A 23,764-nucleotide genomic window follows, 5' to 3' on the forward strand; every position below is an offset into this window, starting at 1 on the left:
CGATGGTCAGGGGGTGTCGAGGGTCGCGCCGGTGATCCGGTGCACCGACCAGGTCTTCTCGTGGCCGGCCTCGTCGGTGGCGAAGACCCGTCCGCCCTCCACGCGCCGCGGGTGGATGAGGTGGCGGGTCGTCGCTCCGAGCCGGTCGGTCACCCCGATCCAGACGCCGTGACCGTCGGCCATCGCCTCCCGCAGCAGCGCCAGCGTGACCACCGGGTCGCTCGACGGGATCGAGGGGCCGGGTCTGGCCGCCTCGTCGGCCCGCCGCTCGTCCGCACTCGCCTCGGCGGCGCGCAGCCCGGCCACGAGGGCCGTGGTGAACGTCTCGTCCACCGGCGTCGTCGTCGGTGCCGCCGGCCGGCGCCGGGGTCGGGCGCGTCGCTGCTCCGGCCCCGCCACCACGACGCCTCCGTCGCGTCCCTCGACGACCGGGGCGAAGCCGCCGTCGCGCAGCATCTCCACGAGCACCGCCGGGTCGGCGTCCGACACGAGCACGGTCGGCGCGAGGCGCCGCAGGCGCAGCGCCGCGAGGTCCCGGGTCGCGAGCATCGCGTCGAGGACCGCCTCGTCGTCAGAGCGGACGTATGCCGCTGAGCTCCCTACCCGGGTCACGCCGTGCTTGCGCGCGACGTCCGTCACGAGGTACTCGAGAGGCTGGGGCACAGGGGTTCGGCTCGACCTGCGGATGGTGTCCAGCACGTCGGCGGCGGTCCACCCGGCGTCGAGCGCCCGGCGCACGGAGTCGGGCGTGAAGCGGTGGACCGTCGCCCCGCCCCGCGACTCGAGGTCCGAGGCCAGGCGCATGAACGCCGCCAGGGAGCCCTCCAGCGGCCCCGGTGCGACGGCGGTGAGGTCGGCCTGGACGAGGATGTGGTCGACCGGCGCGGGCAGGTGAGGTGACATCGCGGCGGCCACCTCGTCGAGTGGCCCCGCCGTCCCCAGGCCGAGAAGCGCGCGGCCCGGTGACGAGATGGCGCCGCGGCCCGTGACGCCGAGCCACTCCGCTTCGCGCAGCACTCCCTCGATCGCGTCGTCGAGCAGGGCCGGCGACCGCAACGGACGGCGCCAGTGCAGGCGCTCGCGGATCGCGTCGCCGTCGGCCGCCATCCCCGGCTCCAAGAACGCCAGCTCGGCCAGGACCTCCTGTCGCAGCCCGCGGATCGCCGGCCACTGGACGTCGGGGCCGAGGGCGTTCGCCGACGAGTCGCCGATGCGCCGGCCCACCAGGTGGGGGGCGCGGGTCGAGGACAGCCAGGCACGCGCCAGGACCGCCCACCGCCGGCCCGCCTCGCTGGCCGACCACTCGTCCAGCTCGGGTGTCGGAGCCCACACGGGCACGATCTCGCCGTCGTCGCCGACGAGCCCAGCGGCATACGACACCTCGATGACGAAGGCAGCGCGCTCGGGCTCGACGTCGAGCACCTGCTGGGCCGACCTGAGGTCCCGCACGGACAGGCCCCCCGCCCGGAGGACCCGCGGCGGCTCTGCACCCCACGCGGCGGAGAGCTCGTCGACCCGGGACAGCAGGTCGCTGGCGGCGCCCCCCGCGACGGCGTCGACCACGCGGGCAGCGACGTCCCGCGCGGTGAGGTCGGGGGCCCGCAGGCGGGTGGCGCGGTGCAGCCGACCCCCGCGGAGCACGAGGCCGATCTCGCGCGGCAACGCCACCCGGTCGCCACCGACGGAGACGAGCAGCCGGCGCTCGAGGAGCCAGCGCACCGCCGTCGACCCGGCCGGACCGGTCGGCAGGACGCCGGCCGCAGGGCCCCAGGTCAGGCGGTCGAGGACGGTGCGCGCCGCGTCGGGCGCGGCGTCCACCGCGGTGCGGACCTGAGCCTCGGTCGGGACCGGCGACCCCGGCCGGAGGTCGCGGTACGCCGCGCCCAGGCCGGCGACCGACGGCCCCAGGACCTCGGGGACGGTGCGCACGACGTGAGTGCCGTCGCTCCCTCTCCAGAGGAGCGCCCGGACCCACAGGTCGTCGACGAGTGCCTGGACGGTCGGCTCCTCCGACTCGTCGACCCCGAGCAGGCGCAGCAGGTCACCGAGCACGGCTGGCTCCGCCGCGACGACCAGCGCCTCGAGGACCCGGAGGTGACCCTCGTCGAGGGCGTCGATGGCACGCTGCACGCTGGCCTTGGTCGAGGCCCGGGCTGCGAGGCTCGTCAGGTCGGCCGGCACCGGCCGGGCGAGGTCCGGGCGTGCGAGCACCAGCGCGACGAGCTCACGGTCGTCGCGGGCTCGGATGTCGTCCGCCAGACTCCTGCCCGCCCGGAGGTCCCGACTGTTGATGGCCACCCCTCCAACCTAGGCCGAGCCGCTAGCGTGAGGCCATGAGCGCTGTCTCCCCAGAGCCCGTGCGGCCCTCGTTCGCTGCCGCATCCGCCGCGCCGACCGGGCAGCAGTGGACCATCGGGCGAGGCCCCTTCGAGGCGACCGTCGTCGAGGTCGGCGGCGGTCTGCGCACCCTGACGATGGACGGGCTGCCCCTCGTCGCGGGATACGGCCCCGACGAGACCTGTCAGTCCGGCCGCGGGCAGCAGCTGATGCCCTGGCCCAACCGCATCCGTGACGGCCGCTACACCTGGGGGGGCAAGCGCCAACAGCTGCCCCTCACCGAGGTCCCCAAGGGCAACGCCAGCCACGGGCTGGTCCGGTGGGCCATCTGGGAGCTCATCGAGCTCGAGCCCGACTCCGTCACCGTGGGCTACCGCCTCTACCCGCAGCCCGGCTGGGACCACCCGCTCGATCTGCGCACGACCTACGTGCTGGACGACACCGGCCTCGTCGTCACGGCGGCAGCGCGCAACGTCGGCACCTCGCCAGCGCCGTTCGGCTACGGCGCGCACCCCTACCTCGCCATCGGTGACACCCCGTTGGCCGAGGTGAGGGTGACGGTGCCGGCATCGACCTGGCTCCGCACCGACGACCGTGGCCTGCCCACCGGACGGGAGAGCGTCGAGGACAGCGCCGTCGACCTCCGTCGCGGTCGAGCCCTGGGTGACACGACGCTCGACACCCCTTTCACCGACGTCCTCCGGGACGACGACGGGATGTGGCGGTGCGAGGTCGCCAGCGAGTCCGTCGGCCGGCTCGTCCTCTGGGCCGACGCGACGTTCCCCTGGCTGCAGGTCTTCACCGGAGTGGTCGAGAAGGGGCTCGGCGAGCCGGGGATCGCCGTCGAGCCGATGACCTGCCCCGCCGAGGCGTTCAACTCGGGGGACTCGCTGATCACCCTCGGCCCCGGGGACGAGTGGACCGGCACGTGGGGCATCTCACCCGTGTCCAGGGCCGCCGCCTCGGCGCTCAGGCCCCCCGGGTGAGCGCACGCCCATAGGGTTTGGCGTCAGCAGATAGTCTTGGCGTCAGCGCTCGGCCACGTGGTCGGCGCGCCGCAGACGAGCAACGAGGTGGACTGTGCCGACTGGCAAGGTCAGGTTTTTCGACGCCGACAAGGGCTTCGGCTTCATCGCCGAGGACGACGGTGCTGACGTGTTCCTGCACGCCAACGCCCTGCCCGAGGGCGTGACGACGCTCAAGAAGGGGACGCGCGTCGAGTTCGGCATCGTGGAGGGACGCAAGGGGGCACAGGCCCTGCAGGTGCGGGTCCTCGACCCGGCACCCTCCCTCGTCGCGAAGCGTCGCGAGCGGGACCGCAAGCCGACCGACGAGATGGTCGTCATCATCGAGGACGTCATGCAGGTCCTCGACGAGGTCAGCAACGGCCTGCGCAAGGGCCGCTACCCCGACCGTGAGTTCGGCACGAAGGTCGCGCAGGCCCTGCGCAAGGTTGCCGACCAGCTCGAGGGCTGAGGCGATGACCCCCACGCTCACCCCCAGGCGGGACTCGGCCAAGACGGACGCCGTCCTCCTCGCCGCCGCCGACCTCGCGCGCGCAGCCCTCGCCGAGGTCGCCGAGCCGGGCACCGTCGGCGCCCACGCCGGCATGGACTCGCTCGGCGAGCGCCTCGCCATGCACTGGTTCGAGTGCACCTCGCCCGGCTACCACGGCTGGCGCTGGGGCGTCAGCGTCACCCGCGTCCCCCGGGGCAAGGTGGCGACCGTCTGCGAGACCAACCTGCTGCCCGGCCCCGATGCCGTTCTCGCGCCCGAGTGGCTGCCCTACGCCGAGCGACTCGCCCCCGGCGACCTCGGCCCGGGTGACGTCCTGCCGCGCCGTTCCGACGACCCCCACCTCGAGGCGGGTTTCGAGGCGACCGGTGACGAGGACGTCGACCAGATGGCCTTCTTCGAGCTCGGCCTGGGGCGTCCTCGCGTCCTGTCGGCCGAGGGTCGCGACGCCGCGGCCACGCGCTGGTACTCCGGCGAGGGCGGCCCGACCTCCGAGGTGGCCCTCAAGGCCGCCGCACCCTGCTCCACCTGCGGATACTTCCTGCCCATGGCCGGGGCACTGCGGGCCGTCTTCGGCGTCTGCGCCAACGAGTGGAGCCCGTCGGACGGTCGCGTCGTGTCCCTCGACCACGGGTGCGGCGCCCACTCCGAGACCGACGCCGAGCCGCCGGAGCCCACCCCCATCGGTGAGCCGATCGTCGACGAGTTCGCCGTCGACCTCGAGGTGCTCGACCGGGGCGGCTCCCCGCCCCACGCCGAGACCGACCTCGAGGGGACCGGCGAGCCGGCTGACCCGGCTGACCCGGCTGACCCGGCTGACCCGGCTGACCCGGCTGACCCGGCTGACCCGGCGAGTGCGGACGGCGCGGGCGAGCAGGACTGAGCCCAGCGGCATACGGCCTCGCGGTCAGGCCGGCGATCGACCGGTCAGCGGGCGTCCTGGGCGTTCCCGCGTCCGCGTCGCACGTAGAGCCAGCCGATGCCGCCGAGGACGATTCCGGCGACGCACGCCCACGGCCACCAGGTCCGGTCGCCGTCGTGGAGCGCGGGCACGACCAGGGTGACGACCAGGGCCACGGCCCAGACGACAATGCCCCACTCGACGATCCTGAGCATCGGGACGTGGACCGGCTGGAGCGGCTCACCCGGGGCGCGGGGAGGAGTCTGGTCGGTCACGGGGCCAGCCTAGGTGATTCACGATCGCCGACCCGAGCGGGTCGAAGCGCGCCGGTGCGGTGCCGCCGCTAGAGTGCGCGCCATGTCGACCAAAACCACCAGACGTCCGGCCCCTTCCGGACTCGACGGGTTCTTCAAGATCACCGAGCGCGGGTCGACCGTGGCCCGCGAGATCCGAGGCGGATTCGTCACCTTCTTCACGATGGTCTACATCGTGGTCCTCAACCCGATCATCCTCTCGGGAGCCACCGACGGGTCCGGTCTGATGATCGGCGGCGTGGCCGACCTCGAGCAGAGCAAGCTGCTCGTCGCCGTCGGCACCGCGGCGATCGCCGGCGTCATGTCCCTCCTCATGGGACTCGTCGCGAACTTCCCCATCGCGCTCGCCGCCGGCCTCGGCATCAACGGTCTCATCGCCGGCATGGTCTTCACGCACGCAGCCGAGGGCATCACCTTCGCCGACCTGATGGGCCTCGTCGTCCTCGAGGGCATCATCATCCTCGTTCTCGTGCTGACCGGCTTCCGCAAGGCGGTCTTCCGGGCGATCCCGCCGCCGCTCAAGGTCGCGATCTCGGTCGGCATCGGCCTGTTCATCGCCTTCATCGGCGTCATCGACGCGGGGTTCGCCCGGCGCCCCACGAGCCCCGGATCCGTCCCGAGCGAGCTCGGCATCGGTGGCAGCCTCAACGGCTGGCCGACGCTCGTCTTCGTCGCCGGTGTCTTCCTCATCGCGGTCCTGCTGATCCGCAAGGTCAGGGGCGCCATCCTGCTCGGGATCGCCGCCGCCACCGTCATCGCGATCATCATCGAGGCCGTGTTCAAGATCGGGCCGCGGGTCTACACCGACCAGGGCCTGCAGAACCCCGAGGCCTGGCAGCTCACGGTCCCGCGCCTGCCGGACTCGATCACGAACACCCCCGACTTCGGGATCCTCGGCCAGTTCAGCCTGCTCGGGTCGTTCGAGAAGCTCGGCATGGTCACCGCAGTCATGTTCGTCTTCTCGCTCCTGCTCGCCGACTTCTTCGACACGATGGGCACGGTCGTCGCGATCGGCACGGAGGCGAACCTGCTCGACGAGGAGGGCAACCCGCCGCACACCGACCGCATCCTCGTCGTCGACTCGGTCGCGGCGATCGCCGGTGGTGCCGGTGGGGTCAGCTCCAACACGAGCTACATCGAGTCGGCTGCGGGGGTGGAGGAGGGCGCTCGCACGGGCCTGGCCTCGGTCGTGACCGGCGTGCTGTTCCTGCTGGCCACGTTCCTCGCGCCACTCTTCGCGATCGTGCCGTCCGAGGCCGCTGCTCCGGCGCTCGTCATCGTCGGTTTCCTGATGATGATGCAGGTCAAGAACATCGACTGGGACGACATGGAGGTCGCGCTGCCGGCGTTCCTGACGATCGTCCTCATGCCGTTCACCTACAACATCACCGTCGGCATCGGGGCGGGGTTCATCGCGTGGGTGCTCGTCAAGATCGCGCGCGGCCACGCCCGGCAGGTGCATCCGCTGCTGTGGATCGTGTCGGCCTTCTTCCTCATCTACTTCATCAAGACGCCGCTGGAGAACGCCCTGCTCTAGCCCACCGAGGGCGTCGTCGCCCACCACGCCGTATGCCGCTGGGCCCGCTTCCGCACGGAGGCGGGCCCTCGCGCGTGCCCGGGCCCGCCCACCCCCGCGCAACACACCCGCTTGTCGACTGCACCCCCCACCTGCAGCAGGGGCGAGCAGTCGGTGAGCGGGTGTGTTGCGCTGAGGGGAATGATTAGCACGGGTAATGAGTTAAGGTAATGATTGCCGCACACGACCTGACTCAGGACCCCTCGCATGACTGCCAAGCCTGCCCAGCCCGTCTCCCGCCCCGAGCTCGTTGAGATGGCCAACGACATCCGACTCGCCTGCATGCGCATCTCGAGACGGGTGCGCTTCGAGTCCGACCAGGAGCTGCCCCCGCACCAGTTCTCGGTGCTGGCGCGGCTCGAGGACGCGCCGCGCACCAACAGCGAGCTCGCCGACATCGAGCGGGTCTCGGCCCCCAGCATGAAGCGCACGACCAGCTGTCTCGTCGACGCCGGCTTCGTCTCCCGCGCCGACGACCCGCTGGACCGGCGACAGGTCATCCTCTCGCTCACCCCCCCAGGTCGCCGGGCCGTCGCCCGCGTCCGCCGGCACCGCGACGAGTGGATGCTCGAGCGCTTCGCCACCCTGACCGAGGACGAGCTCGCCCTGCTCCACCGGGCCAGTGCCGTCCTCGCGAAGGTGGCGAGCAAGTGAGCCCCACCTTCCACTCCCTCGGGGTGCCGAACTACCGCCGCTACGCGTCCGGCGCGCTCGTGTCGAACATCGGCACGTGGATGGGCCGCGTCGCCCAGGACTGGCTGGTCCTCACGGTCCTCACCGACCACTCGGCCACGGCGCTCGGCATCGTCACCGGCCTGCAGTTCCTGCCGTTCCTCCTGCTGGCGCCCTGGGCCGGGATGATCGCCGACCGGTTCCCGAAGCGGCAGATCCTGCTCTGGACCCAGTCCGCCCTGCTCGTCACCGCCTTCGCGCTCGCCCTGCTCACCGGGACCGGCCTGGTCGAGCTGTGGCACGTCTACGCGCTGGCGTTGGCGCAAGGCGTCGCGACGGCGATCGACAACCCGTCCCGCCAGGCGTTCGTCTCGGAGATGGTAGACCACGACCATCTCGCCAACGCCGTGGCCCTCAACAGTGCCTCGTTCAACCTCGGACGTCTCATCGGGCCGGGGGTGGCCGGACTCCTCATCGCGTGGTTCGGCATCGCGCCGGCGTTCTACGTCAACGCGTTCACGTTCGTCTTCGTGCTCGTGGCCCTGCTGAGCATGGACCAGCAGAGCCTGACCCCCGCACCGCGCGCCCGCGGCAAGGGCCAGATCCGGGAGGGGCTGCGCTACGTTCGGCGGCGGCCGGACCTCATCCTCATCATGAGCCTCGTGTTCGTCCTCGGGACCTTCGGCATGAACTTCCAGTTGACAACGGCCCTGATGTCCACCCAGGTCTTCCACAAGGGGCCGGGGGAGTACGGCCTGCTCGGCTCGATCATGGCGATCGGCTCCCTCTCGGCTGCGCTCCTGTCGGCCCGGCGCCACCCACGGATGCGGGTCCTCGTCGTCGCGCTCGTCGGGTTCACCATCTCGACGGCGCTGCTGGCGACGGCTCCGAGCTACGAGCTGTTCGCCGTCTACCTCGTGCCCACCGGACTGTCCGCCCTGACTGCCCTGACCACCGCGAACGCCATGGTGCAGCTGAGCGTCTCGCCGGCGATGCGCGGGCGGGTGATGGCGCTCTACATGGCGATCTTCATGGGCGGGACCCCGTTCGGTGCGCCGCTGATCGGCTGGATCGGGGACGCGTGGGGTGCCCGGTGGACCATCGCCCTCGGCACCATCACGGTCGGCCTGAGCGTCGTCGCGGTGGTCCTGTGGGTCTCGCGGAGGCAGAATGTGGCGGTGACCTTCCAGACGCAGGGCCGGCCGCGCGTGCGGATCCGGCTCGACCGTCCGACGACTCCCGAGGTGGCCAGGTGAACTTCCGCACCCGGCACCGGGTGACCGTGGCCGCGCTCGTGCTGTTCATCGCGATCGCCGCCGTCGCAGCCCTCATCGGGTGACCGACCAGCACAGAGGTATGCCGCTCAGCTCGGCCCGCGCCCCAGGTCCGATGGGGCACGGGGCCGGGCCGAGCGGCATACGGTCCCCTCTCGTGGCGGCGGTCAGGCGGGCTGTCCGCTGGCGACGCGCCGTCGGTGCGCGACGCTGAAGGTGAGGCCCATCAGAGCGATCGCGACGAGCGTGACTGTGGCGATGACGACCCAGCCGGGGCCCGCGTCCGGTGGCGGAGGCGGCGCGGTGGGCGGCACCCCGGACCCCTCTCCCAGGCCGGGGTCGACGTAGGCGAGCGCGCGCGTGGAGTTCCAGACGACCCAGGCGGTGAGCGCGGCCATGGTGGCGGTGATACGAACGGCGATGTGCTTTGACATCTCGGGACCCTCCCTGTCAGTGGTGCTTACCCGTGCACCGAGGCTGGGCCGAGGAGGTATCGGCGCGGTATCGGGGGATCGACCGACTCTCCACCGATACCGCGAGCGCGCTCAGGGACAGCTGACGATGACCTCCTCGAGGAGGCACACGACCTCGCTCGTCGACGGGTCGGTGACACGCACCAGTCCGGCCGGGTCACCGAGCAGTGGGGGCAGGTGCGGCAGGGCGAGCAGCTGCTCGATGCTCAGCGAGGTCGCCTTCGGGAGCGCCGTCTCCACAGGCTCGGTCGGGACAGGCAGCGACCCGGCCGTCGTGGGCAGCGGAGGTGTGGGCACCGGCAGGCTGGGTGTCGACGCGCTCGGTCGAGGCGCGGGCCCGGCCGGTGCGGGACGTACCGTCGAAGGGCGCGGCTCCGCGGTCGGCCGGCCGGACTCCGTCGGCGTGCTCGTCGGTCTGCCGGTCGGGGTGCTCTCCGAGGCGTCGGCGCCGGACTCGGGGGCGGCGCCGCCGTGCCAGGCGAACCCGGACCCCTCCGGCGTCTGCGTGCCCGAGCCCTCGGCCGGCCTGGCAGCCGGGATCGCGCTCATCGGCACGACCGTCACGCCGGAGCGGTAGGCCTGCGCAATGGCCAGGACGCTCCGCGCGTAGTCGTCGGACTGGTTGTACCGGAGGACCGCGGAGTAGGCGTCGTCCCGGTCCCGCAGGTCGCCGTCACCCGAGCAGAGGTACACCCCGGCAGCGGCGGCCGAGTCGCCCATGCTCTGCGGGTCGGTCGCGCCGTCCCCGTCCCCGTCCCGGCCCGCCACCCGCCAGGTCCCGGGGATGAACTGCATCGGCCCGACGGCCCGGTCGTAGACCCCGTCGCGGTCCCAGCGGCCGCCGTCGGTGTCGGTGATCCGCGCCGTCCCGGGACGCCCGTCGAGGGGGATGCCGATGATGCCGGGTCGGGCGATCCCCGCGCGATCGAGGGCGTTGCCGGCGAACCGGGCGTGGTTGCTCTCGACCCGGCCGATGGCACCGAGGAGCGCCCAGTCGAGGCCGCAGGCCGGATCCAGCGAGCCGATGAGGTCCGCCGCCCGGCGGTACGCGGCCAGGGCGGGGCTCGGGATGCCGGTCGCGTCGATCCGCACGGGGGCGAGGGCACCGGCGGCCCGGGCCGCGGCCGCGGCGGGCCCCGGCACCGGGACGCGGGGGAACGGGTCCGTGAACGTGCGGTAGATCGGGGGGAGCTGCATCGGCGCGGGCGGTGGCCCGGCGCTCGGGTAGAGCGGACTGGCGCCGCCGGTCAGGGCCTCGTCCGGCACTCCGGCCGGGGACTCCCACGTCGCGGCCCCGGCCGCGAGAGCGACCCCTGTCGAGGCCAGGGCGATGACGGGCAGGACGGCGACGGCGCGCCGTGCGGCCTCCTTCACGCGGACGATCCGGACCATGGTGACTCCTCGACTCCTCGCCGACCGGTTGCATGAGCCACCGTCGCCGGTGACCCGCACTGGTCAACGAGTGACCCGGCCTGAGGTCACGGCCGAGGCGCTACCACGGCAGGGAGTGCACACTCGACTCGAGGGGCGAGCATGATCCGAAGGTCCGGGAGGAGGCGCTGGGCAGCCGGGAGCGGAGGGAGCCCAGCGGCATACGACCTCGGTGGTGGCTCAGCCGAGCTGGGAGACCACGTGGTCGATGGCGCGCGTCAACGTGCTCACGTCCTCGGGCTCGACGGCCGGGAATATCGCGACCCGCAGCTGGTTGCGGCCGAGCTTGCGGTAGGGCTCGACGTCGACGATCCCGTGGGCGCGGAGCACCGTGGCCACGGCCGCCGCGTCGATCGCGTCGTCGAAGTCGATCGTGCCCACGACCTGCGACCGCGCCGCCGGGTCCGCGACGTAGGGCGTCGTGTAGGACGTCGCCTCGGCCCACTCGTAGAGCCGGCTCGACGAGTCCTTGGTGCGGGCGGTCGCCCACTCGAGGCCGCCGTTGCCGTTCATCCACTGGAGCTGCGCGTCGAGCATCGCCAGCGTCGCCACCGCGGGAGTGTTGTAGGTCTGGTTCTTGAGCGAGTTGTCGATCGCCGTCGGCAGGCTGAAGAAGTCGGGGACCCAGCGGCCCGTCGCCGCGATCTCCTCGACGCGGGCCAGGGCGGCGGGGGAGAAGAGGGCCAGCCAGAGGCCGCCGTCGGAGGCGAAGCACTTCTGCGGCGCGAAGTAGTAGACATCGGTCTGCGTGACGTCGACGGGGAGCCCGCCGGCACCCGACGTCGCGTCGATGAGCACGAGCGCGTCGGCGTCGGCCCCCTCGACCCGCTGGACCGGGGCCATGACACCGGTCGAGGTCTCGTTGTGCGGCCAGGCGTAGACGTCGACCCCGGCCTCCGCGCGCGGCGCCGGGAGCGTGCCGGGCTCGGCCTTGATGATCGTCGAGTCGCCGAGGAACGGCGCGTTGTGCGTGACGTTGCCGAACTTGCTCGAGAACTCACCGAAGGCGAGGTGCTGGGCCCGGTCGCGGACGAGGCCGAACGCGGCGATGTCCCAGAAGGCGGTCGAGCCGCCGTTGCCGAGGATGACCTCGTAGCCCTCGGGAAGGCTGAACAGGTCGCGCAGCCCGGTGCGGACGGAGCCGACGAGGTTCTTGACCGGCGCCTGGCGGTGCGACGTGCCGAGGACCGTCCGTCCCAGGGCGGCCAGGTGCTCGACCTGCTCGGGTCGCACCTTGGAGGGACCGGAGCCGAACCGGCCGTCGGACGGGATCAGCTCGCTCGGGATCGTGATGGTCGGCGTGGTCGCTGGGGCGTCGGTCACGTTGTCACCTTGGGGTGGGGCCACGGTTCGAGAGGGTGGCGGGCGTGGTCAGGGCGGGTGACGCCGTTGTCACCGGACCATTGAACCGTAGGCGCCCACCAGTTGGACATGCTCGCCCGCTGTGTGGACGCCCACAGGCACGATGCCGTATGCCGCCGGGCCCCGGCCGCACTGGCGAGCTGGTCTCGGATGACGTGGATGCGTCGCCTCGAGGGGACGCATCCAGGTCGACGGCGACCGCCCGGAGCGTCAGTGGGCGATCTCGGCGGACCAGCCCTCGACGTCCTCCGGCTTGCGCGGCCCCTCGCCGATGTAGCGCGACGAAGGCCGGATGAGCCGACCGGTGAGCTTCTGCTCGAGGATGTGCGCGGACCACCCGGCGGTGCGGGCGCAGGTGAACATCGGGGTGAACATCTGCGGTGGGACCTGCGCGAAGTCGAGGATCACCGCCGCCCAGAACTCGACGTTCGTCGCGAGGACCCGGTCGGGCCTGCGGGCCTGCAGCTCCTCGAGCGCGGCCTTCTCGAGCGCCGCGGCCGTCTCGAAGCGCGGGGCCCCGAGACGCTCTGCGGCGGCGCGCAGGACGCGAGCCCGAGGGTCCTCGGCCCGGTAGACGCGGTGCCCGAAGCCCATCAGACGCTCGCCCCGGTCGAGCACCCCCTTGACGTAGGAGGTGGCGTCGCCCTCCCGTTCGACGCCCTCGAGCATGTGCAGCACCCGCGACGGTGCGCCGCCGTGCAGCGGACCGGACATCGCACCGACCGCACCGGAGAGCGCCGCGGCGACGTCGGCGCCGGTCGAGGTGATGACGCGGGCGGTGAAGGTCGACGCGTTCATCCCGTGCTCGGCCGCGGAGACCCAGTAGGCGTCGACGGCCTCGACGTGCTTCGGGTCCGGCTCGCCGCGCCACCGGATCATGAACCGCTCGGTGATCGTCTTCGCCTTGTCGACCTCGGCCTGGGGGACCATCGGCTTGTCGAGGCCGCGCGCGGACTGGCCGACGAAGGACAGCGCCATCACGGCCGCGCGGGCGAGGTTCTCGCGGACCTCCTCCGGCTCGATGTCGAGCGTCGGCCGGAACCCCCACCCCGGGGCGAGCATGGCCAGGGCCGACTGGACGTCGACGCGCACGTCACCGGTGTGCACCGGCAGAGGGTACGGCTCGGCGGGGGGCAGGCCGGGGTTGAACTTGTTGTCGACGAGCAGGCCCCACACGTGTCCGAAGGAGACGTGCCCGACGAGGTCCTCGATGTCGACGCCGCGATATCGCAGAGCGCCGCCCTCCTTGTCCGGCTCGGCGATCGTCGACTCGAAGGCGATGACCCCCTCGAGACCGGGCTTGAAGTCGGGGTCGGGTGCGTGGTCTGCCATGACGTTCCTTGTCAGGTTCGATGGGCACCGGGTGGTCTGCCACCCCGGCGTGGGCCACCAGCCATTCTGCACATCGCAGGGCCGTCGCGGTCCGACGGGGCTGACAGACTCACCGTATGCCGTCAGCAGCGGACCTCTCGGTCTTCCCGCACCCGGTTCTCACTGGCCGGGACGGGCGAGACTTCGACCTCGTCCGCTTCCAGGGAACCGACTTCAGCCGCGCTCACCTCGAGGGCGCGAGCTTCCTCGAGTGCGTGGTCGAGGGCGGCTCGCTCGACGGCGTCCACCTGGAGTCGTCGCGCTGGTCCGAGTCCCGGTGGGAGCGGGTCGAAGGTGTGGGCATCACGCTCTCGCAGGCCAGCCTGGCGGACGTCGTCATCGCGGGCTGCCGGCTGGCGGCCGTGTCAGCCGGTGGTTCGTCCTGGCGTGACGTGACGGTGGAGGGCGGCAAGATCGACTTCCTCAACCTGCGTGGCGCCCGCGTGAAGGACGTGCGCTTCGTCGACTGCGTGGTCACCGAGCTCGACCTCGGTGAGGCGGTCGTCCACGGGCTGAGCTTCGACGGCTGCACGCTGGTCGAGCCGGCCTTCGGCCGAGGATCGTATGCCGCTCTCGACCTCTCCGGGGCGACCCTGCGGTCTCCTCGGGGCGTGGCCGGGCTCAAGGGCGCGACCGTGAGCCGACTCCAACTGCTCGACCTGGCCGAGCTGCTCGCGGCCGAGCTGGGCGTCCACCTCGCGGACTGACCACCCGTCGCCCAGCCGAGGTCAGTTGATCGTGCCCGGCCTGCCGCGCCGCAGGGCCGACGTGGCGGCGTCCTTGGCGCGGTCCGTCGCGGTCAGCTTGTCCGTCGGTCGGATGCGCTTGGTCAGGTCGGCGCCCTGCAGCAGTCGGGGGAGCGGGGTGGGCGACACGGGATGGACGGTGATCGCCGTGTCGCCGCTGAAGACGATCCACAGCGACTGGTCGCCCTCGTAGACCTTCAGGATGCTGCCGTCGGAGAGGGACTTCGCGTGGTCGAACGCCTTCTTGCGGGCCTTCTCGCTCACGATGACCTTCTGGGCGGCCTCCTTCGCCGGCTCGCGGAGCGCCTTGCTCGCCACCCAGATCTGCGGGCCGTACTTGGCTCCGACCTTGACGATCTTGGAGACCGCCTTGCCCTTGCCTGCCATTGCTCACTCCTCGTGGTCGGTAGGTGTTCGGGGGTCGTGACGCTCAACCCTAGTCTGGGTCCATGGCCAGACCCGATCCCATGGACACCGGCCGACTCGCCGCCGGCGACGGGCTGCTCGAGGCCGACCTGCTCGGCTCGCCCTACGAGCAGGTGCGCTCATGGGTCGATGCGGCGTTGGTCGCCTCGGCCGCACGCGAGGACGTACCCGAGCCGACCGCGATGTGCGTGGCGACGGTCGACGCCCACGGCGCGCCCAACGTCCGCACGGTCCTCATGAGGTTCCTCGACGAGCGGGGTCCGGGGTTCGTCACCAACCTCGAGTCCACCAAGGCGCTGGAGCTGGCGGCCAACCCGCGGGTCGCTGCCACGCTGACCTGGCCGGCGCTCCACCGGGCCATCCGCTTCCGCGGCGTGGCCGAGCCGGTGGAGCGCAACGCGGTCGAGGAGTACTTCTTCTCCCGTCCCTACGGCTCGAGGCTGTCGGCCTGGGCGTCCGACCAGTCGCGTCCCGCGTCCGGCCGGGGGGATCTGGAGCGGCGGTGGCAGGACGCTCTCGCGCGGTTCCCGGACCGCGGCCGGCCGGATGACGTGCCGGTCCCTGACTTCTGGGGTGGCTACCGAGTGCGGTGCGACGAGGTGGAGTTCTGGGCGGGTCGGCTCAACCGCCTCCACGACCGGATCGTCTTCAGCCGGACCCGCGACGGATCCCTCGCCGAGGCCGACGCCTGGACCCGGTCGCGCCGCCAGCCCTGACCGTCTCACCCGCCGTGCCGGCACAGCGAGGCAGACACAGAGACAGGGCAGCCCGACCGGGTCGGACTGCCCTGCTTCATCCTGCCGTGGAGGTGGGGACGCGGCTATCGCGTGGCCACCTCACACGTTCCGGAAGAAATCACTTCTCGGATCACCTCCTTTCCTGATGCTTCCCCCGACCGTACGTCGCCTCCGCGGTGGTCGCCAAGAGGTTTTGTCCACCCTCGTCCCGTCCCTGCGCACCTGCCCCAGCGGACTGGCTCGCCCTGTCCGGGGTCCGTCGCCGACCGAGGAGGGCGAGGACGAGCGGGACCTCGACGTAGACGTGCGGGCTCGTGAGGGCGTCGTGGACCACCACGCCGTGCGGGTAGTCGCTGACCAGCAGCACAGCGAGCGCCGCGGCGGCGAGGAAGCCGATGGCCCAGACGCGGGCGCCCGTCAGCCAGGGCAGCCGCTCCTCCAGGTCGGCCGCGGCGTCGGGAGCCCAGCGGGGGAAGAACACGACCCAGGTGAGCAGGTGCATGCTCTGCAGGAAGGCGAACACCGCGAGGAACCGTGCACTGGTGATCGTCCCGGCCCCGCCGGGCGGCTGCGCGCCCGCGACGACCGAGTGCCCGTCGCCGACGAGGCTGCGGACGAAGGTGGCGTCCGTGCCCAGCCACGCATCGGCGTAGCCCGCCAGGATGAGCAGTGGCAGCACCACGGCCCAGCCGACCTGGACGGACCGGAACACGCGGCGGGCCCGGCGGGAGGGCAGCCGACGTGACCACTCCCAGAGGAAGATGACCACGGCGGCCAGGTGCAGGTGGGCGAGTGCGACGAAGTGGTGGGCGGGCCAGAGAAGGGACGCCGCGAGGGCCAAGCCGGTCAGCGCCCAGGCCGGGACCCAGTGCCGTCGCTCGAGGACACGGTTGACCGAGACCGCGATGATCGCGTAACCGAGGAGGATCTCGGCGACGTTGCCGGGACGGCCGACCAGACCCCCGAGCAGCCGGCTGATGACGATGCCGGCGAGCAGGAGGACGACCAGGCGGAGGAACGGCCGCCCCAGTCGGAGGGCCTGCGCCGAGAACCGGCCGGCGAGGTAGCGCAGCTCGAGCACGGCGTGCAGGACGCCGAGGAGCACGACGCCGAGGACCACCGTCGCCACCGGGGACGCCAGCGACACCGCGAGCGCGCTGGCCACGACGAGGAGGAACGACCCGACGAGGTGCCCGGTCCGGGGACCCGCCGCCGCGGGTCCGGGACGGGTCACGGCACCCAGCCCGGCGTGCCGCTGGGAGCGAGCCCAGCGGCATACGGCGGGCCCGTGGGGGGCGTCTGACGGTCGGTGGCCACCTCGTCATGGTTTCCGGCGAACCGGACCGGCAGCGACCGCAGATGCGCAATCGTTAGGCCGTCGTGGCACGTCCGAGACCGCTGAGCACGGGCGCCGGCGAGGCCGGTGACCACGGGGTGGCCACCTGGTGAGACGGGAGTCCGATGGCCGTAAGGTGCGAAGGATGACCGTGCCCCATGAGCAGGGTTCGCGCGGGACGCTCCGGGCCATCGCCCTGTCGGCCTACGGCCCCACTCTGCTCGCCTCGACGGGGACGGGCGCGATCGCGCCGATCATCGCCGTGTCGGCTCGGGGGCTCGGCGCCTCGGTCGGCGTGGCTGCGCTGCTCGTCGCGGCCCTCGGCGTCGGCACGCTCCTCGGCGACCTGCCGTCCGGCGCTCTTGCCGCCCGGATCGGCGAGCGCCGAGCGCTGCTGGTCGCGGCACTCGTCGAGGCAGCCGGGATGGTCGTGGCTGCGACCGCGCGGGCCCTCGTCCTGCTCTTCGTCGGGGTCGTCGTCATCGGGCTCGCCCAGTCCCTCTTCGGGCTCGCCCGGCAGGCCTACCTGACCGAGGCGGTGCCCGTCGGCATGCGCGCCCGGGCCCTGTCCACGCTCGGCGGGGTCCACCGGATCGGGTACTTCGTCGGTCCGTTCGTCGGCGCCCTGGTCGTCGCCCGGTGGGACGTCGCCGCCGCCTACCTCGTCGGTGTCGTGGCGAGCCTCGCGGCCTTCGCCCTCGTCCTCGTGGCGCCGGACATCACGCCCCGGGCGACCGAGTCGGCCCCGCGCCTCCGGCAGCGGTCGGTCGGCTCCGTCCTCGTCGAGCACCGACGCGTGCTGCTGACGCTGGGTGTGGGCGCCATGTGGGTCTCCGGGGCCCGCACGGTCCGCGAGGCCCTCGTCCCGCTCTGGGCGGAGTCGGTGGGATTGTCCCCCAGCCAGACCGCCCTCGTCTTCGGTGTCGCGGGTGCGGTCGACATGGCCCTGTTCTACCCCTCGGGGTGGTTGATGGACCGCCATGGCCGGGTCGCCGCGGCGGTCCCCAGCATGCTCGTCCTCGGGCTCGGGATGGCCCTGCTGCCCTTGAGCACGACACTCGTCGCCGTCACGGCGGCCGCCACGGTCCTCGGGCTGGGCAACGGTCTCGGGGCCGGCCTCATCATGACCCTGGGCGCGGACGCCTCCCCACCCGAGGCGCGGGCCCAGTTCCTCGGCGGCTGGCGCCTGTGCGCCGACGTGGGAAGAGCCGCCGGGCCGCTCGCGTTGTCAGGACTGAGCGCGATCATCACGCTCGGTGCCGCGTCGGTCCTCCTCGGCCTCGGGGCGGTCGCGGGTGCCGTGTGGTTGCGGATCTGGGTGCCGCGTCATGATCCGACCGTCGCTCGGCGCGCAGCGTCGAGGGGCGCCGTGGCGGCCCGCTCGGCGTCGGCGCGGGACCGGGACGCCGTGGACAGCTCGAGTGCCCGGTCCGAGCTGCCCGAGCCATGAAGGATTCTTTGAGAGAGTAGGACCGTGACCGACCTCATCGACACGACAGAGATGTACCTCCGGACGATCTTCGAGCTGGAGGAGGAGGGGATCATCCCGCTCCGGGCGCGGATCGCCGAGCGGCTCGGCCACTCCGGGCCCACGGTGTCGCAGACGATCGCCCGGATGGAGCGGGACGGCCTGGTGGCCGTCACGGGTGACCGGCACCTGGAGCTGTCGGACGAGGGGCGGCTGCTCGCGACGCGGGTGATGCGCAAGCACCGTCTCGCCGAGCGCCTCCTCGTCGACGTCATCGGGCTCGAGTGGGAGTACGCCCATGACGAGGCCTGCCGCTGGGAGCACGTCATGTCGGAGAAGGTCGAGCGCAAGATCCTCAGCCTCATCGGTGAGGGGCGGGAGTCGCCCTACGGCAACCCCATCCCCGGTCTCGAGGAGCTGGGCCTGGAGGTGTCCGATGACTTCCGCAGCGGGCTCGTCGCGCTGACCGAGGCCGCCGGCGACGAGGCCGTCACCGTGACGATCCGACGGATCGGTGAGCCGGTGCAGGTCGACCCGGAGGCGCTCGCGCTGCTCACCTCGGCGGGCCTGATGCCGGGCGAGCGCGTCGCCGTCGTGCGCGAGGCGAGCCGCGTCATCGCCTGCCGGGAGGGGATGGACCGATCGAGCGGCGTGTCGCTGCCCGAGGACGTCGCAGTCCATGTCTTCGGCCAGCGCGATCCGGAGCCGCACGCGCACTCCGCGTCGGGCCCCGCCACGGCTGCCGCCACTCCCGCGTGACGCAGCCGGCGAGAAAGTTGTCCCCATGTCGTGATCAGGACGTGACAACGGCGGGGGGTTTGGATAGTTTGAGCGGGCTCGCTCCGAATGGGGCGGGTGCTCCGGGCCGGATCGCCAAGTCCTGCCACCGGACCGGGCACGTGACCACACCGCATGGCAGGAGCGGGGGAACCATTCTCCGGGCGTCGTGAGACGTCCTTGGGGTGAAGTCCTCCCGAGGACCTTCGGGTCCGAGCGAGGGCCGGGTAGTACCTCCCACCCGAACCCGACAGCTCACCTCGCAGGCGTCGAGAGGTAGCACGTGGCTCAGAACGTTGCCGGGCGCCACCGCGCCCCTGGTCGCTACAACCCGTTGTCAGAGCTCAAGCTCATCGCCAAGGAGTCGGCGCAGCCGGCCGTGAAGGGTGCCGCGATCGTGGCAGCCTCTGGCGGCCTCGTCGCCACGTTCGCCCAGCCGGCCGCTGCGGACAGCCAGGCTCTCGCCGCGGTCAAGTCCACGCCGAGCAGCGCAGCCGTCGTCGGTCCGCAGGCGACGACGATCAAGGCGGCGAGCGCGCTCAACGCCATCGGCTTCGCCCAGCAGGCGACGACCACCAAGGCAGACGTGGTCAAGCCGATCGTCATCAAGGACGTCGTCGTCGAGAAGGAGCGCGCCGCGCGGGAGGCCGCCCAGGCGGCTGAGAGGGCCGCGGCGGAGCGCCGCGAGACGCAGCAGCGGGCGTCCCGCACGACCACCGAGCGCACCCCGATCGCCGACCCGGCGCCGTCCGCGTCTGGCATCGTCGGCATCGCCCAGTCGATGATCGGTGTCCCCTACGTCTACGGCGGCAGCACGCCGAGCGGCTTCGACTGCTCCGGCTTCACCTCCTGGGTCTACCGCCAGGCGGGGATCTCGATCCCGCGCACCGCCTCCCAGCAGCAGGCCTCGGCCACCCGTGTGAGCACGCCCCAGCCCGGTGACCTCGTCTTCTTCGGCTACCCGGCCTACCACGTCGGCATCTACGTCAGCCCCGGGCGCATGATCGACGCGCAGCGCCCCGGCACGGTCATCGGCTACCACTCGATCTGGACCATGCCCGCCGGTTACGGGCGCTACTGAGCTGACCTCCCCCATGAGGGCTGCTACGGCAGGTCCGAGGGTGCGCGCCCGCGGAGCGACCGTGCAAGACTGAACCGATGACCGACCAGTCCGCAGCGGAGTCAACGACGCCCGTCAGCCTGGAGCTGTGGTCCGACCTCGTCTGTCCGTGGTGCTGGATCTCCAAGCGTCGCGTCGAGGCTGCCATCGCGGCCTTCGAGCGTCCGCATGACGTCACGATGCGGATGCGTTCGTTCGAGCTGGACCCGCTCGTCCCGGTCGGTGAGCGCCTCGGGGTGGCCGAGCACCTCGGCCGGAAGTACGGCGGCGGCGTCGAGGGCGGGCGCCTGATGAACGCCCACGTCAGCGACGTGGCGGTGGGCGACGGGCTGACCTTCGACTGGCACACCGCAGTCCGCGCCAACACGTTCGACGCGCACCGGCTGTGCGCGCTCGCGCTCGAGATGGGCGGGCCCGCCCTGCAGTCGGCCGCCTACGAGCGTTTCCACGCCGCGCACTTCAGCGAGGGGCTGGCGATCGACGACCACGAGGTGCTCCAGCGGCTCGCCGCCGAGGCCGGCCTCGACGAGCGTCGGGTCGCCGCGGTGTTGGCCGGTGACGACTACGCCGAGCGGGTGCGCGAGGACGAGCAGCTCGCCGCCTCGATGGGCGTCACGAGCGTGCCGTTCCTGCTCGCCAACGGCCGCGCCGCGATCTCGGGCGCGCGCTCCGTCGAGGACTACCTCGCGCTCCTTCGCGGCGTCGTCACCGAGAGCGTCTGACCCGGCCCCCCGACGGTCGAGCGCGGGCGGCCGAGGTCACCCAGCGGCATACGGCGGGGGTGGCCTTGCACGCGGTCACGGAGGAGTCAGCGGACGCTGGGGCGGCGTCGGTCCCGGGGCCCCGCGGTCGGGAGTCGCGGGCTCGGCAGCGGCCTCCTCGAGGGTGTCGTGCACGGAGATCACCGTCCGGATGCTCGTCAGCTCGAGGACGGCGCGGATCGGAGACTTGGGGGGGACGAGCAGTCGGAGGTCCTGTCGCCGGTGCCCGAGGCGCTGCGCGAGACGGAAGAGCATCGCGATGGCGGCACTGTCGAGGTAGGTCGTGCCACGCAGGTCGAGGACGACGCGGGCTGGGTCGTCCGCGAGGGCCGAGGTGATGGTCTGCCGCACGTCGTCGACGTTGGCGAGGTCGATCTCCCCGCTGACCTGGACGTGTCGGACCCGGGCGGAGTGCTCGTGCGAGGTGATGCGGGCCACGGAGCTCATCGGGCGCCTCCGTTCTCGATGCTGACGCGACGCTGCAGGTGGACGACGGTGCCCTCGCCGGTGCGGGCGACGTCGACGGTGTCGGTCAGGGCCTGCATCAACGGGAGGCCCCAGCCCCCACCCCGGTTGGAGGGCGCCCGCCAGTGCCCACGGTCGCGCACCCACAGCAGCACCAGGCCCTCCTCGAGTCTGGCCTCGAGCTCGAGGACACCCGGGGCCGCGGCGTAGGCGTGTTGGACGACGTTGGCGCACGCTTCACCGCAGGCGACGAGCAGGTCGTTCTCCTCGTCAGGGGTGACGCCGGCCTCGCGCAGCCAGCGCCTCAGCGAGCCGCGGGCGTGGGAGAGCATCTGGGCCTCGGCGGGGACGGTCAGGCGCAGCGGTCCGGAGGGCACTCGAAGCGGCCGGACCGCGACGAGCGCCACGTCGTCGGCGAGGCGGTGCGGCTCGATCAACGAGGTGAGCAGATGGTCACAGAGGTGCTCGAGGCTCTCGTTGGCCATGGGCGCGGCTGCGGTGCTCAGCCGGTCGAGGCCGTCCGTGATCGGCTCGCCGCGCCGCTCGACGAGCCCGTCGGTGTAGAGGAGCAGGGTCGCCCCGGCCTCGAGGCGGTGGCTCGACTCGTCATAGCAGGCCTCGGCGGTGACCCCGAGCGGCGGAGCCAGGCCCACCTTGAGGAACCTGGCGCCCGTCGCATCGGCGGTGAGAGCGGGTGGATGCCCGGCGCTCGCCACGCGCAGCAGGTGCGTGTTGGGGTCGAGCACGGCGTAGAGCAGCGTCACCATCTCGGGCATCGGTAGCTGGGAGACGAGGCGGTGGACGCTGCGGAGCACGGACGAGGGAGAGGTGTCCTGGAGGGCGTAGACCCGCAGCGCCATCCGGAGCTGGGCCATCGTCGCGGCGGCGGACACCCCGTGACCTGCGACGTCACCGATCGCGAGGCCCACCTGGCCGCCGGGCAGCTGGAGCACGTCGTACCAGTCGCCACCGATCTGGACGTCTCTCGTCGCGGGCACGTAGCGGGCGGCGACCTCGACCCCGGGAACGTCGGGGAGGCGGTCGGGGAGCAGACTGCGCTGCAGGGTCTCGGCGATGTCGTGCTCCCGCTGGGCCCGGGCCTCCTCCTGGCTCAGCTGTTCCTGTGCCTCGAATCTCTCGCGGATCTCGGTCTCGAGCTGGGCGTTGAGCGCGGACAGCTCGGCGGTGCGCACCTCGACCCTCGCCTCCAGCTCAGTTGCCGACTGCTGCAGCGCTCGTGCGGCGTTGTTGCGCTCGCTGACGAGCGCGGCCAGGACGAAGGAGGTGAGGGCGATGCAGGCGTTGAACGCCTGCAGGGTGAGCATCTGGTCGAGAAGCGTCCGGCCCTCGAAGACGCCGACGGCGCGCGTCGCCGACCACGTCGTGATGGCGGATGCGATGAGGGCGGCGGGGGCGGCTCCACGCAGCTGGAGGCGCCATGCGGCCCAGCCCACGACGGGAAGGGCCAGGAAGATGACCTGCAGCGTCCGGGCGGCCCAGGTGGTGGCGAGGACGACGCCGAGGAGAACGGCGACGAGCTCGGCCCATTGCCGCAGCGGCCAGGACGGCAGCTCGCGGTAGAGGGCCAGACCGAGCAGGAACGGTGTCACCATGAGGACGCCCATGGCGTCCCCGGTCCACCAGACGGCCCAGGCGGCCGGGAGCCCGGGCGCTGGGATGGCCTGGGACCAGGCGAGCGCGAGGGAGCCGACCGTGGCGCTGATGACCGTGCTCCCGAGCGCCGCGAGCACGATCGCGATCGCGTCGCGCTGGCGGTCGAGCTGGCGGCGGAAGCCCACTCGTTCGAGCACGAGTGCCGCGACCAGCGGTGCCAGGGTGTTGCCCGCGGCGGTGGCCAGGGCGGGGACGATGCCTTCGCTGACGGGCAGGTTGACGGCCAGGGCGGCGAGGGCCACGGCCGGCCAGAGCGAACGGCCGAGGACGACGAAGGCGGCGACGGCGATCCCCGTGGGCGGCCACAGGGGCGTCACGTTGTCCTCGACGAGCGACAGGCTGAGGCCGAGTCGCGCACCGAGGTAGTAGGCCACGGCGACAGCGACGAACCAGCGGGCGCGTCCACCCATGAGCACCCGCTGCCACCCGCCCGAACCGGGGGACACCGTCACAGTGCCGAGCCTATGGACCCGGAGGGGAGTTCACGCGGGATTGCGTCGGGACACACAGGCCAGGGTCAGCTGCCGGCGGTGGTGGTCGTAGTGCTGGGTGGGGTAGTGGTAGACGTCCCACATGGTCATGAAGTCCGCGAAGTAGGGGTCCCATCCGACCGGGAAGTGCATGCCCCGCTCGAGAGCGGTGTCCGACTCACGTCGCAGCGAGCGCTGCAGATCTGAGACGACGTGGTCCATGAGTCGGATCATCCGGGTGTGGCCGAGGACCCGCGCGCCGCCGAGGGAGCCGACGTAGTTGATGACGTGGAACGGCCTGGTCGCCGCATTGAGGGCGGCGGCGAAGCGTCGGGAGACGCCGTCCGGCAGCCGTGCCAGGCCGCGCACCAGCCACCGGAGGCTCCGGACGAGCAGATAGCCGAAGAGCATGTGGAAGAGCAGCTGGTCGTTGGTCCACTTCGTCCCGTTCGTGGGCTGGCGCAGCTCAGCGACCGTCGCGGTCTCGACGAGGGTCCGGAAGTCGTCTCGGGCCCGACCCATCTCCGCGATGAGGTCCGCACGCTCCATCAACCAACG

Annotated in this window: 23 protein-coding genes and 1 riboswitch; of the genes, 12 read left to right on the forward strand and 11 right to left on the reverse strand. The window is 72.3% G+C overall.

Annotated features, from left to right (window positions below):
* Window positions 1-6 precede the first annotated feature (6 nt).
* Window positions 7-2,298: a helicase-associated domain-containing protein gene (locus ABWV20_RS03715; RefSeq protein ID WP_353353464.1), complete on the reverse strand. Its 2,292-nt coding sequence runs from the start codon at window positions 2,296-2,298 to the stop codon at window positions 7-9.
* Between the two features lie 35 nt (window positions 2,299-2,333).
* On the opposite strand from ABWV20_RS03715, the gene ABWV20_RS03720 reads away from it, so the two are divergent.
* From ABWV20_RS03720 to ABWV20_RS03730, 3 genes are all read left to right on the forward strand, one after another.
* A complete protein-coding gene (locus tag ABWV20_RS03720; protein WP_353353466.1) occupies window positions 2,334-3,323 on the forward strand; it encodes an aldose 1-epimerase family protein in 990 nt (329 codons plus the stop codon).
* Between the two features lie 94 nt (window positions 3,324-3,417).
* Window positions 3,418-3,813 carry a cold-shock protein gene (locus tag ABWV20_RS03725; protein WP_353353467.1) on the forward strand — a complete coding sequence of 132 codons (396 nt, stop codon included), beginning with the start codon at window positions 3,418-3,420 and terminating at the stop codon, window positions 3,811-3,813.
* A 4-nt stretch (window positions 3,814-3,817) separates the two neighbouring features.
* Window positions 3,818-4,735, forward strand: coding sequence for a DUF3027 domain-containing protein (locus ABWV20_RS03730; protein ID WP_353353468.1), 918 nt, complete (start codon window positions 3,818-3,820; stop codon window positions 4,733-4,735).
* A 44-nt stretch (window positions 4,736-4,779) separates the two neighbouring features.
* Here the strand turns inward: ABWV20_RS03730 and ABWV20_RS03735 are convergent, their stop codons facing one another.
* Window positions 4,780-5,028 carry a DUF2530 domain-containing protein gene (locus ABWV20_RS03735; protein WP_353353469.1) on the reverse strand — a complete coding sequence of 83 codons (249 nt, stop codon included), beginning with the start codon at window positions 5,026-5,028 and terminating at the stop codon, window positions 4,780-4,782.
* 82 nt (window positions 5,029-5,110) lie between these two features.
* On the opposite strand from ABWV20_RS03735, the gene ABWV20_RS03740 reads away from it, so the two are divergent.
* The 3 genes from ABWV20_RS03740 (at window position 5,111) to ABWV20_RS03750 (ending at window position 8,571) form a co-directional block, all read left to right on the forward strand.
* A complete protein-coding gene (locus ABWV20_RS03740) occupies window positions 5,111-6,604 on the forward strand; it encodes an NCS2 family permease (RefSeq protein ID WP_353353470.1) in 1,494 nt (497 codons plus the stop codon).
* 246 nt (window positions 6,605-6,850) lie between these two features.
* Complete coding sequence (locus ABWV20_RS03745; RefSeq protein ID WP_353353471.1) at window positions 6,851-7,297, forward strand: MarR family winged helix-turn-helix transcriptional regulator; 447 nt, start codon at window positions 6,851-6,853, stop codon at window positions 7,295-7,297.
* On the forward strand, window positions 7,294-8,571 hold the full coding sequence (locus ABWV20_RS03750) for an MFS transporter (protein ID WP_353353472.1): 1,278 nt from the start codon (window positions 7,294-7,296) through the stop codon (window positions 8,569-8,571). Before ABWV20_RS03745 ends, ABWV20_RS03750 begins: the two co-directional genes overlap by 4 nt.
* 185 nt (window positions 8,572-8,756) lie before the next feature.
* Here the strand turns inward: ABWV20_RS03750 and ABWV20_RS03755 are convergent, their stop codons facing one another.
* The 4 genes from ABWV20_RS03755 to ABWV20_RS03770 form a co-directional block, all read right to left on the reverse strand.
* A complete protein-coding gene (locus ABWV20_RS03755; RefSeq protein ID WP_353353473.1) occupies window positions 8,757-9,023 on the reverse strand; it encodes a hypothetical protein in 267 nt (88 codons plus the stop codon).
* A gap of 111 nt (window positions 9,024-9,134) precedes the next feature.
* Entirely contained in the window at window positions 9,135-10,454 is a 1,320-nt protein-coding gene (locus ABWV20_RS03760; protein WP_353353475.1) for a lytic transglycosylase domain-containing protein, read from the reverse strand.
* Window positions 10,455-10,673: 219 nt separating this feature from the next.
* Entirely contained in the window at window positions 10,674-11,816 is a 1,143-nt protein-coding gene (gene serC, locus ABWV20_RS03765; protein WP_353353476.1) for a phosphoserine transaminase, read from the reverse strand.
* A 249-nt stretch (window positions 11,817-12,065) separates the two neighbouring features.
* Complete coding sequence (locus ABWV20_RS03770; protein ID WP_353353477.1) at window positions 12,066-13,187, reverse strand: citrate synthase 2; 1,122 nt, start codon at window positions 13,185-13,187, stop codon at window positions 12,066-12,068.
* A gap of 116 nt (window positions 13,188-13,303) precedes the next feature.
* On the opposite strand from ABWV20_RS03770, the gene ABWV20_RS03775 reads away from it, so the two are divergent.
* Entirely contained in the window at window positions 13,304-13,933 is a 630-nt protein-coding gene (locus ABWV20_RS03775; RefSeq protein WP_353353479.1) for a pentapeptide repeat-containing protein, read from the forward strand.
* A 21-nt stretch (window positions 13,934-13,954) separates the two neighbouring features.
* Here the strand turns inward: ABWV20_RS03775 and ABWV20_RS03780 are convergent, their stop codons facing one another.
* Window positions 13,955-14,359: a hypothetical protein gene (locus tag ABWV20_RS03780; protein WP_353353480.1), complete on the reverse strand. Its 405-nt coding sequence runs from the start codon at window positions 14,357-14,359 to the stop codon at window positions 13,955-13,957.
* Between the two features lie 62 nt (window positions 14,360-14,421).
* On the opposite strand from ABWV20_RS03780, the gene pdxH reads away from it, so the two are divergent.
* Window positions 14,422-15,114, forward strand: coding sequence for a pyridoxamine 5'-phosphate oxidase (gene pdxH / locus ABWV20_RS03785; protein ID WP_353353481.1), 693 nt, complete (start codon window positions 14,422-14,424; stop codon window positions 15,112-15,114).
* Window positions 15,115-15,265: 151 nt separating this feature from the next.
* Here the strand turns inward: pdxH and ABWV20_RS03790 are convergent, their stop codons facing one another.
* A complete protein-coding gene (locus tag ABWV20_RS03790) occupies window positions 15,266-16,369 on the reverse strand; it encodes a hypothetical protein (protein WP_353353482.1) in 1,104 nt (367 codons plus the stop codon).
* Between the two features lie 247 nt (window positions 16,370-16,616).
* Here ABWV20_RS03790 and ABWV20_RS03795 point away from each other — a divergent pair, with 247 nt between their 5' ends.
* From ABWV20_RS03795 to ABWV20_RS03810, 4 genes are all read left to right on the forward strand, one after another.
* Window positions 16,617-17,921, forward strand: coding sequence for an MFS transporter (locus ABWV20_RS03795; protein ID WP_353353483.1), 1,305 nt, complete (start codon window positions 16,617-16,619; stop codon window positions 17,919-17,921).
* Window positions 17,922-17,945: 24 nt separating this feature from the next.
* The gene (locus tag ABWV20_RS03800; RefSeq protein ID WP_353353484.1) at window positions 17,946-18,698 is read left to right on the forward strand and encodes an iron-dependent transcriptional repressor DtxR; all 753 of its coding nucleotides are present in this window, start codon (window positions 17,946-17,948) and stop codon (window positions 18,696-18,698) included.
* A 137-nt stretch (window positions 18,699-18,835) separates the two neighbouring features.
* A riboswitch (cyclic di-AMP (ydaO/yuaA leader) is annotated at window positions 18,836-19,001 on the forward strand.
* Window positions 19,000-19,797: a C40 family peptidase gene (locus ABWV20_RS03805; protein WP_353353485.1), complete on the forward strand. Its 798-nt coding sequence runs from the start codon at window positions 19,000-19,002 to the stop codon at window positions 19,795-19,797. It overlaps the preceding riboswitch by 2 nt.
* 77 nt (window positions 19,798-19,874) lie before the next feature.
* The gene (locus ABWV20_RS03810) at window positions 19,875-20,558 is read left to right on the forward strand and encodes a DsbA family oxidoreductase (RefSeq protein ID WP_353353486.1); all 684 of its coding nucleotides are present in this window, start codon (window positions 19,875-19,877) and stop codon (window positions 20,556-20,558) included.
* 75 nt (window positions 20,559-20,633) lie between these two features.
* On the opposite strand, the gene ABWV20_RS03815 is transcribed toward ABWV20_RS03810, so the two are convergent.
* The 3 genes from ABWV20_RS03815 to ABWV20_RS03825 are packed head-to-tail and all read right to left on the reverse strand — an operon-like array spanning window position 20,634 to window position 23,755.
* Entirely contained in the window at window positions 20,634-21,044 is a 411-nt protein-coding gene (locus tag ABWV20_RS03815) for an STAS domain-containing protein (RefSeq protein WP_353353487.1), read from the reverse strand.
* Window positions 21,041-23,188, reverse strand: a complete 2,148-nt coding sequence (locus tag ABWV20_RS03820) for an ATP-binding SpoIIE family protein phosphatase (RefSeq protein WP_353353488.1) — start codon at window positions 23,186-23,188, stop codon at window positions 21,041-21,043. The genes ABWV20_RS03815 and ABWV20_RS03820 overlap by 4 nt, the downstream gene beginning before the upstream one ends.
* 30 nt (window positions 23,189-23,218) lie before the next feature.
* Window positions 23,219-23,755 (reverse strand): DinB family protein, encoded by a 537-nt coding sequence (locus ABWV20_RS03825; protein WP_353353490.1) that lies wholly within the window; start codon window positions 23,753-23,755, stop codon window positions 23,219-23,221.
* Window positions 23,756-23,764: the final 9 nt, after the last annotated feature.

It is taken from the genome of Intrasporangium sp. DVR (assembly GCF_040365325.1).
Taxonomy (GTDB): domain Bacteria; phylum Actinomycetota; class Actinomycetes; order Actinomycetales; family Dermatophilaceae; genus Intrasporangium.

Coding starts and splice junctions, on each gene's coding strand:
- ABWV20_RS03720 (WP_353353466.1), top strand. CDS start 2,334: ATGAGCGCTGTCTCCCCAGAGCCCGTGCGGCCCTCGTTCGCTGCCGCA.
- ABWV20_RS03730 (WP_353353468.1), top strand. CDS start 3,818: ATGACCCCCACGCTCACCCCCAGGCGGGACTCGGCCAAGACGGACGCC.
- ABWV20_RS03740 (WP_353353470.1), top strand. CDS start 5,111: ATGTCGACCAAAACCACCAGACGTCCGGCCCCTTCCGGACTCGACGGG.
- ABWV20_RS03745 (WP_353353471.1), top strand. CDS start 6,851: ATGACTGCCAAGCCTGCCCAGCCCGTCTCCCGCCCCGAGCTCGTTGAG.
- ABWV20_RS03755 (WP_353353473.1), bottom strand. CDS start 9,023: ATGTCAAAGCACATCGCCGTTCGTATCACCGCCACCATGGCCGCGCTC.
- ABWV20_RS03760 (WP_353353475.1), bottom strand. CDS start 10,454: ATGGTCCGGATCGTCCGCGTGAAGGAGGCCGCACGGCGCGCCGTCGCC.
- ABWV20_RS03770 (WP_353353477.1), bottom strand. CDS start 13,187: ATGGCAGACCACGCACCCGACCCCGACTTCAAGCCCGGTCTCGAGGGG.
- ABWV20_RS03775 (WP_353353479.1), top strand. CDS start 13,304: ATGCCGTCAGCAGCGGACCTCTCGGTCTTCCCGCACCCGGTTCTCACT.
- ABWV20_RS03780 (WP_353353480.1), bottom strand. CDS start 14,359: ATGGCAGGCAAGGGCAAGGCGGTCTCCAAGATCGTCAAGGTCGGAGCC.
- pdxH (WP_353353481.1), top strand. CDS start 14,422: ATGGCCAGACCCGATCCCATGGACACCGGCCGACTCGCCGCCGGCGAC.
- ABWV20_RS03795 (WP_353353483.1), top strand. CDS start 16,617: ATGACCGTGCCCCATGAGCAGGGTTCGCGCGGGACGCTCCGGGCCATC.
- ABWV20_RS03810 (WP_353353486.1), top strand. CDS start 19,875: ATGACCGACCAGTCCGCAGCGGAGTCAACGACGCCCGTCAGCCTGGAG.
- ABWV20_RS03815 (WP_353353487.1), bottom strand. CDS start 21,044: ATGAGCTCCGTGGCCCGCATCACCTCGCACGAGCACTCCGCCCGGGTC.
- ABWV20_RS03825 (WP_353353490.1), bottom strand. CDS start 23,755: ATGGAGCGTGCGGACCTCATCGCGGAGATGGGTCGGGCCCGAGACGAC.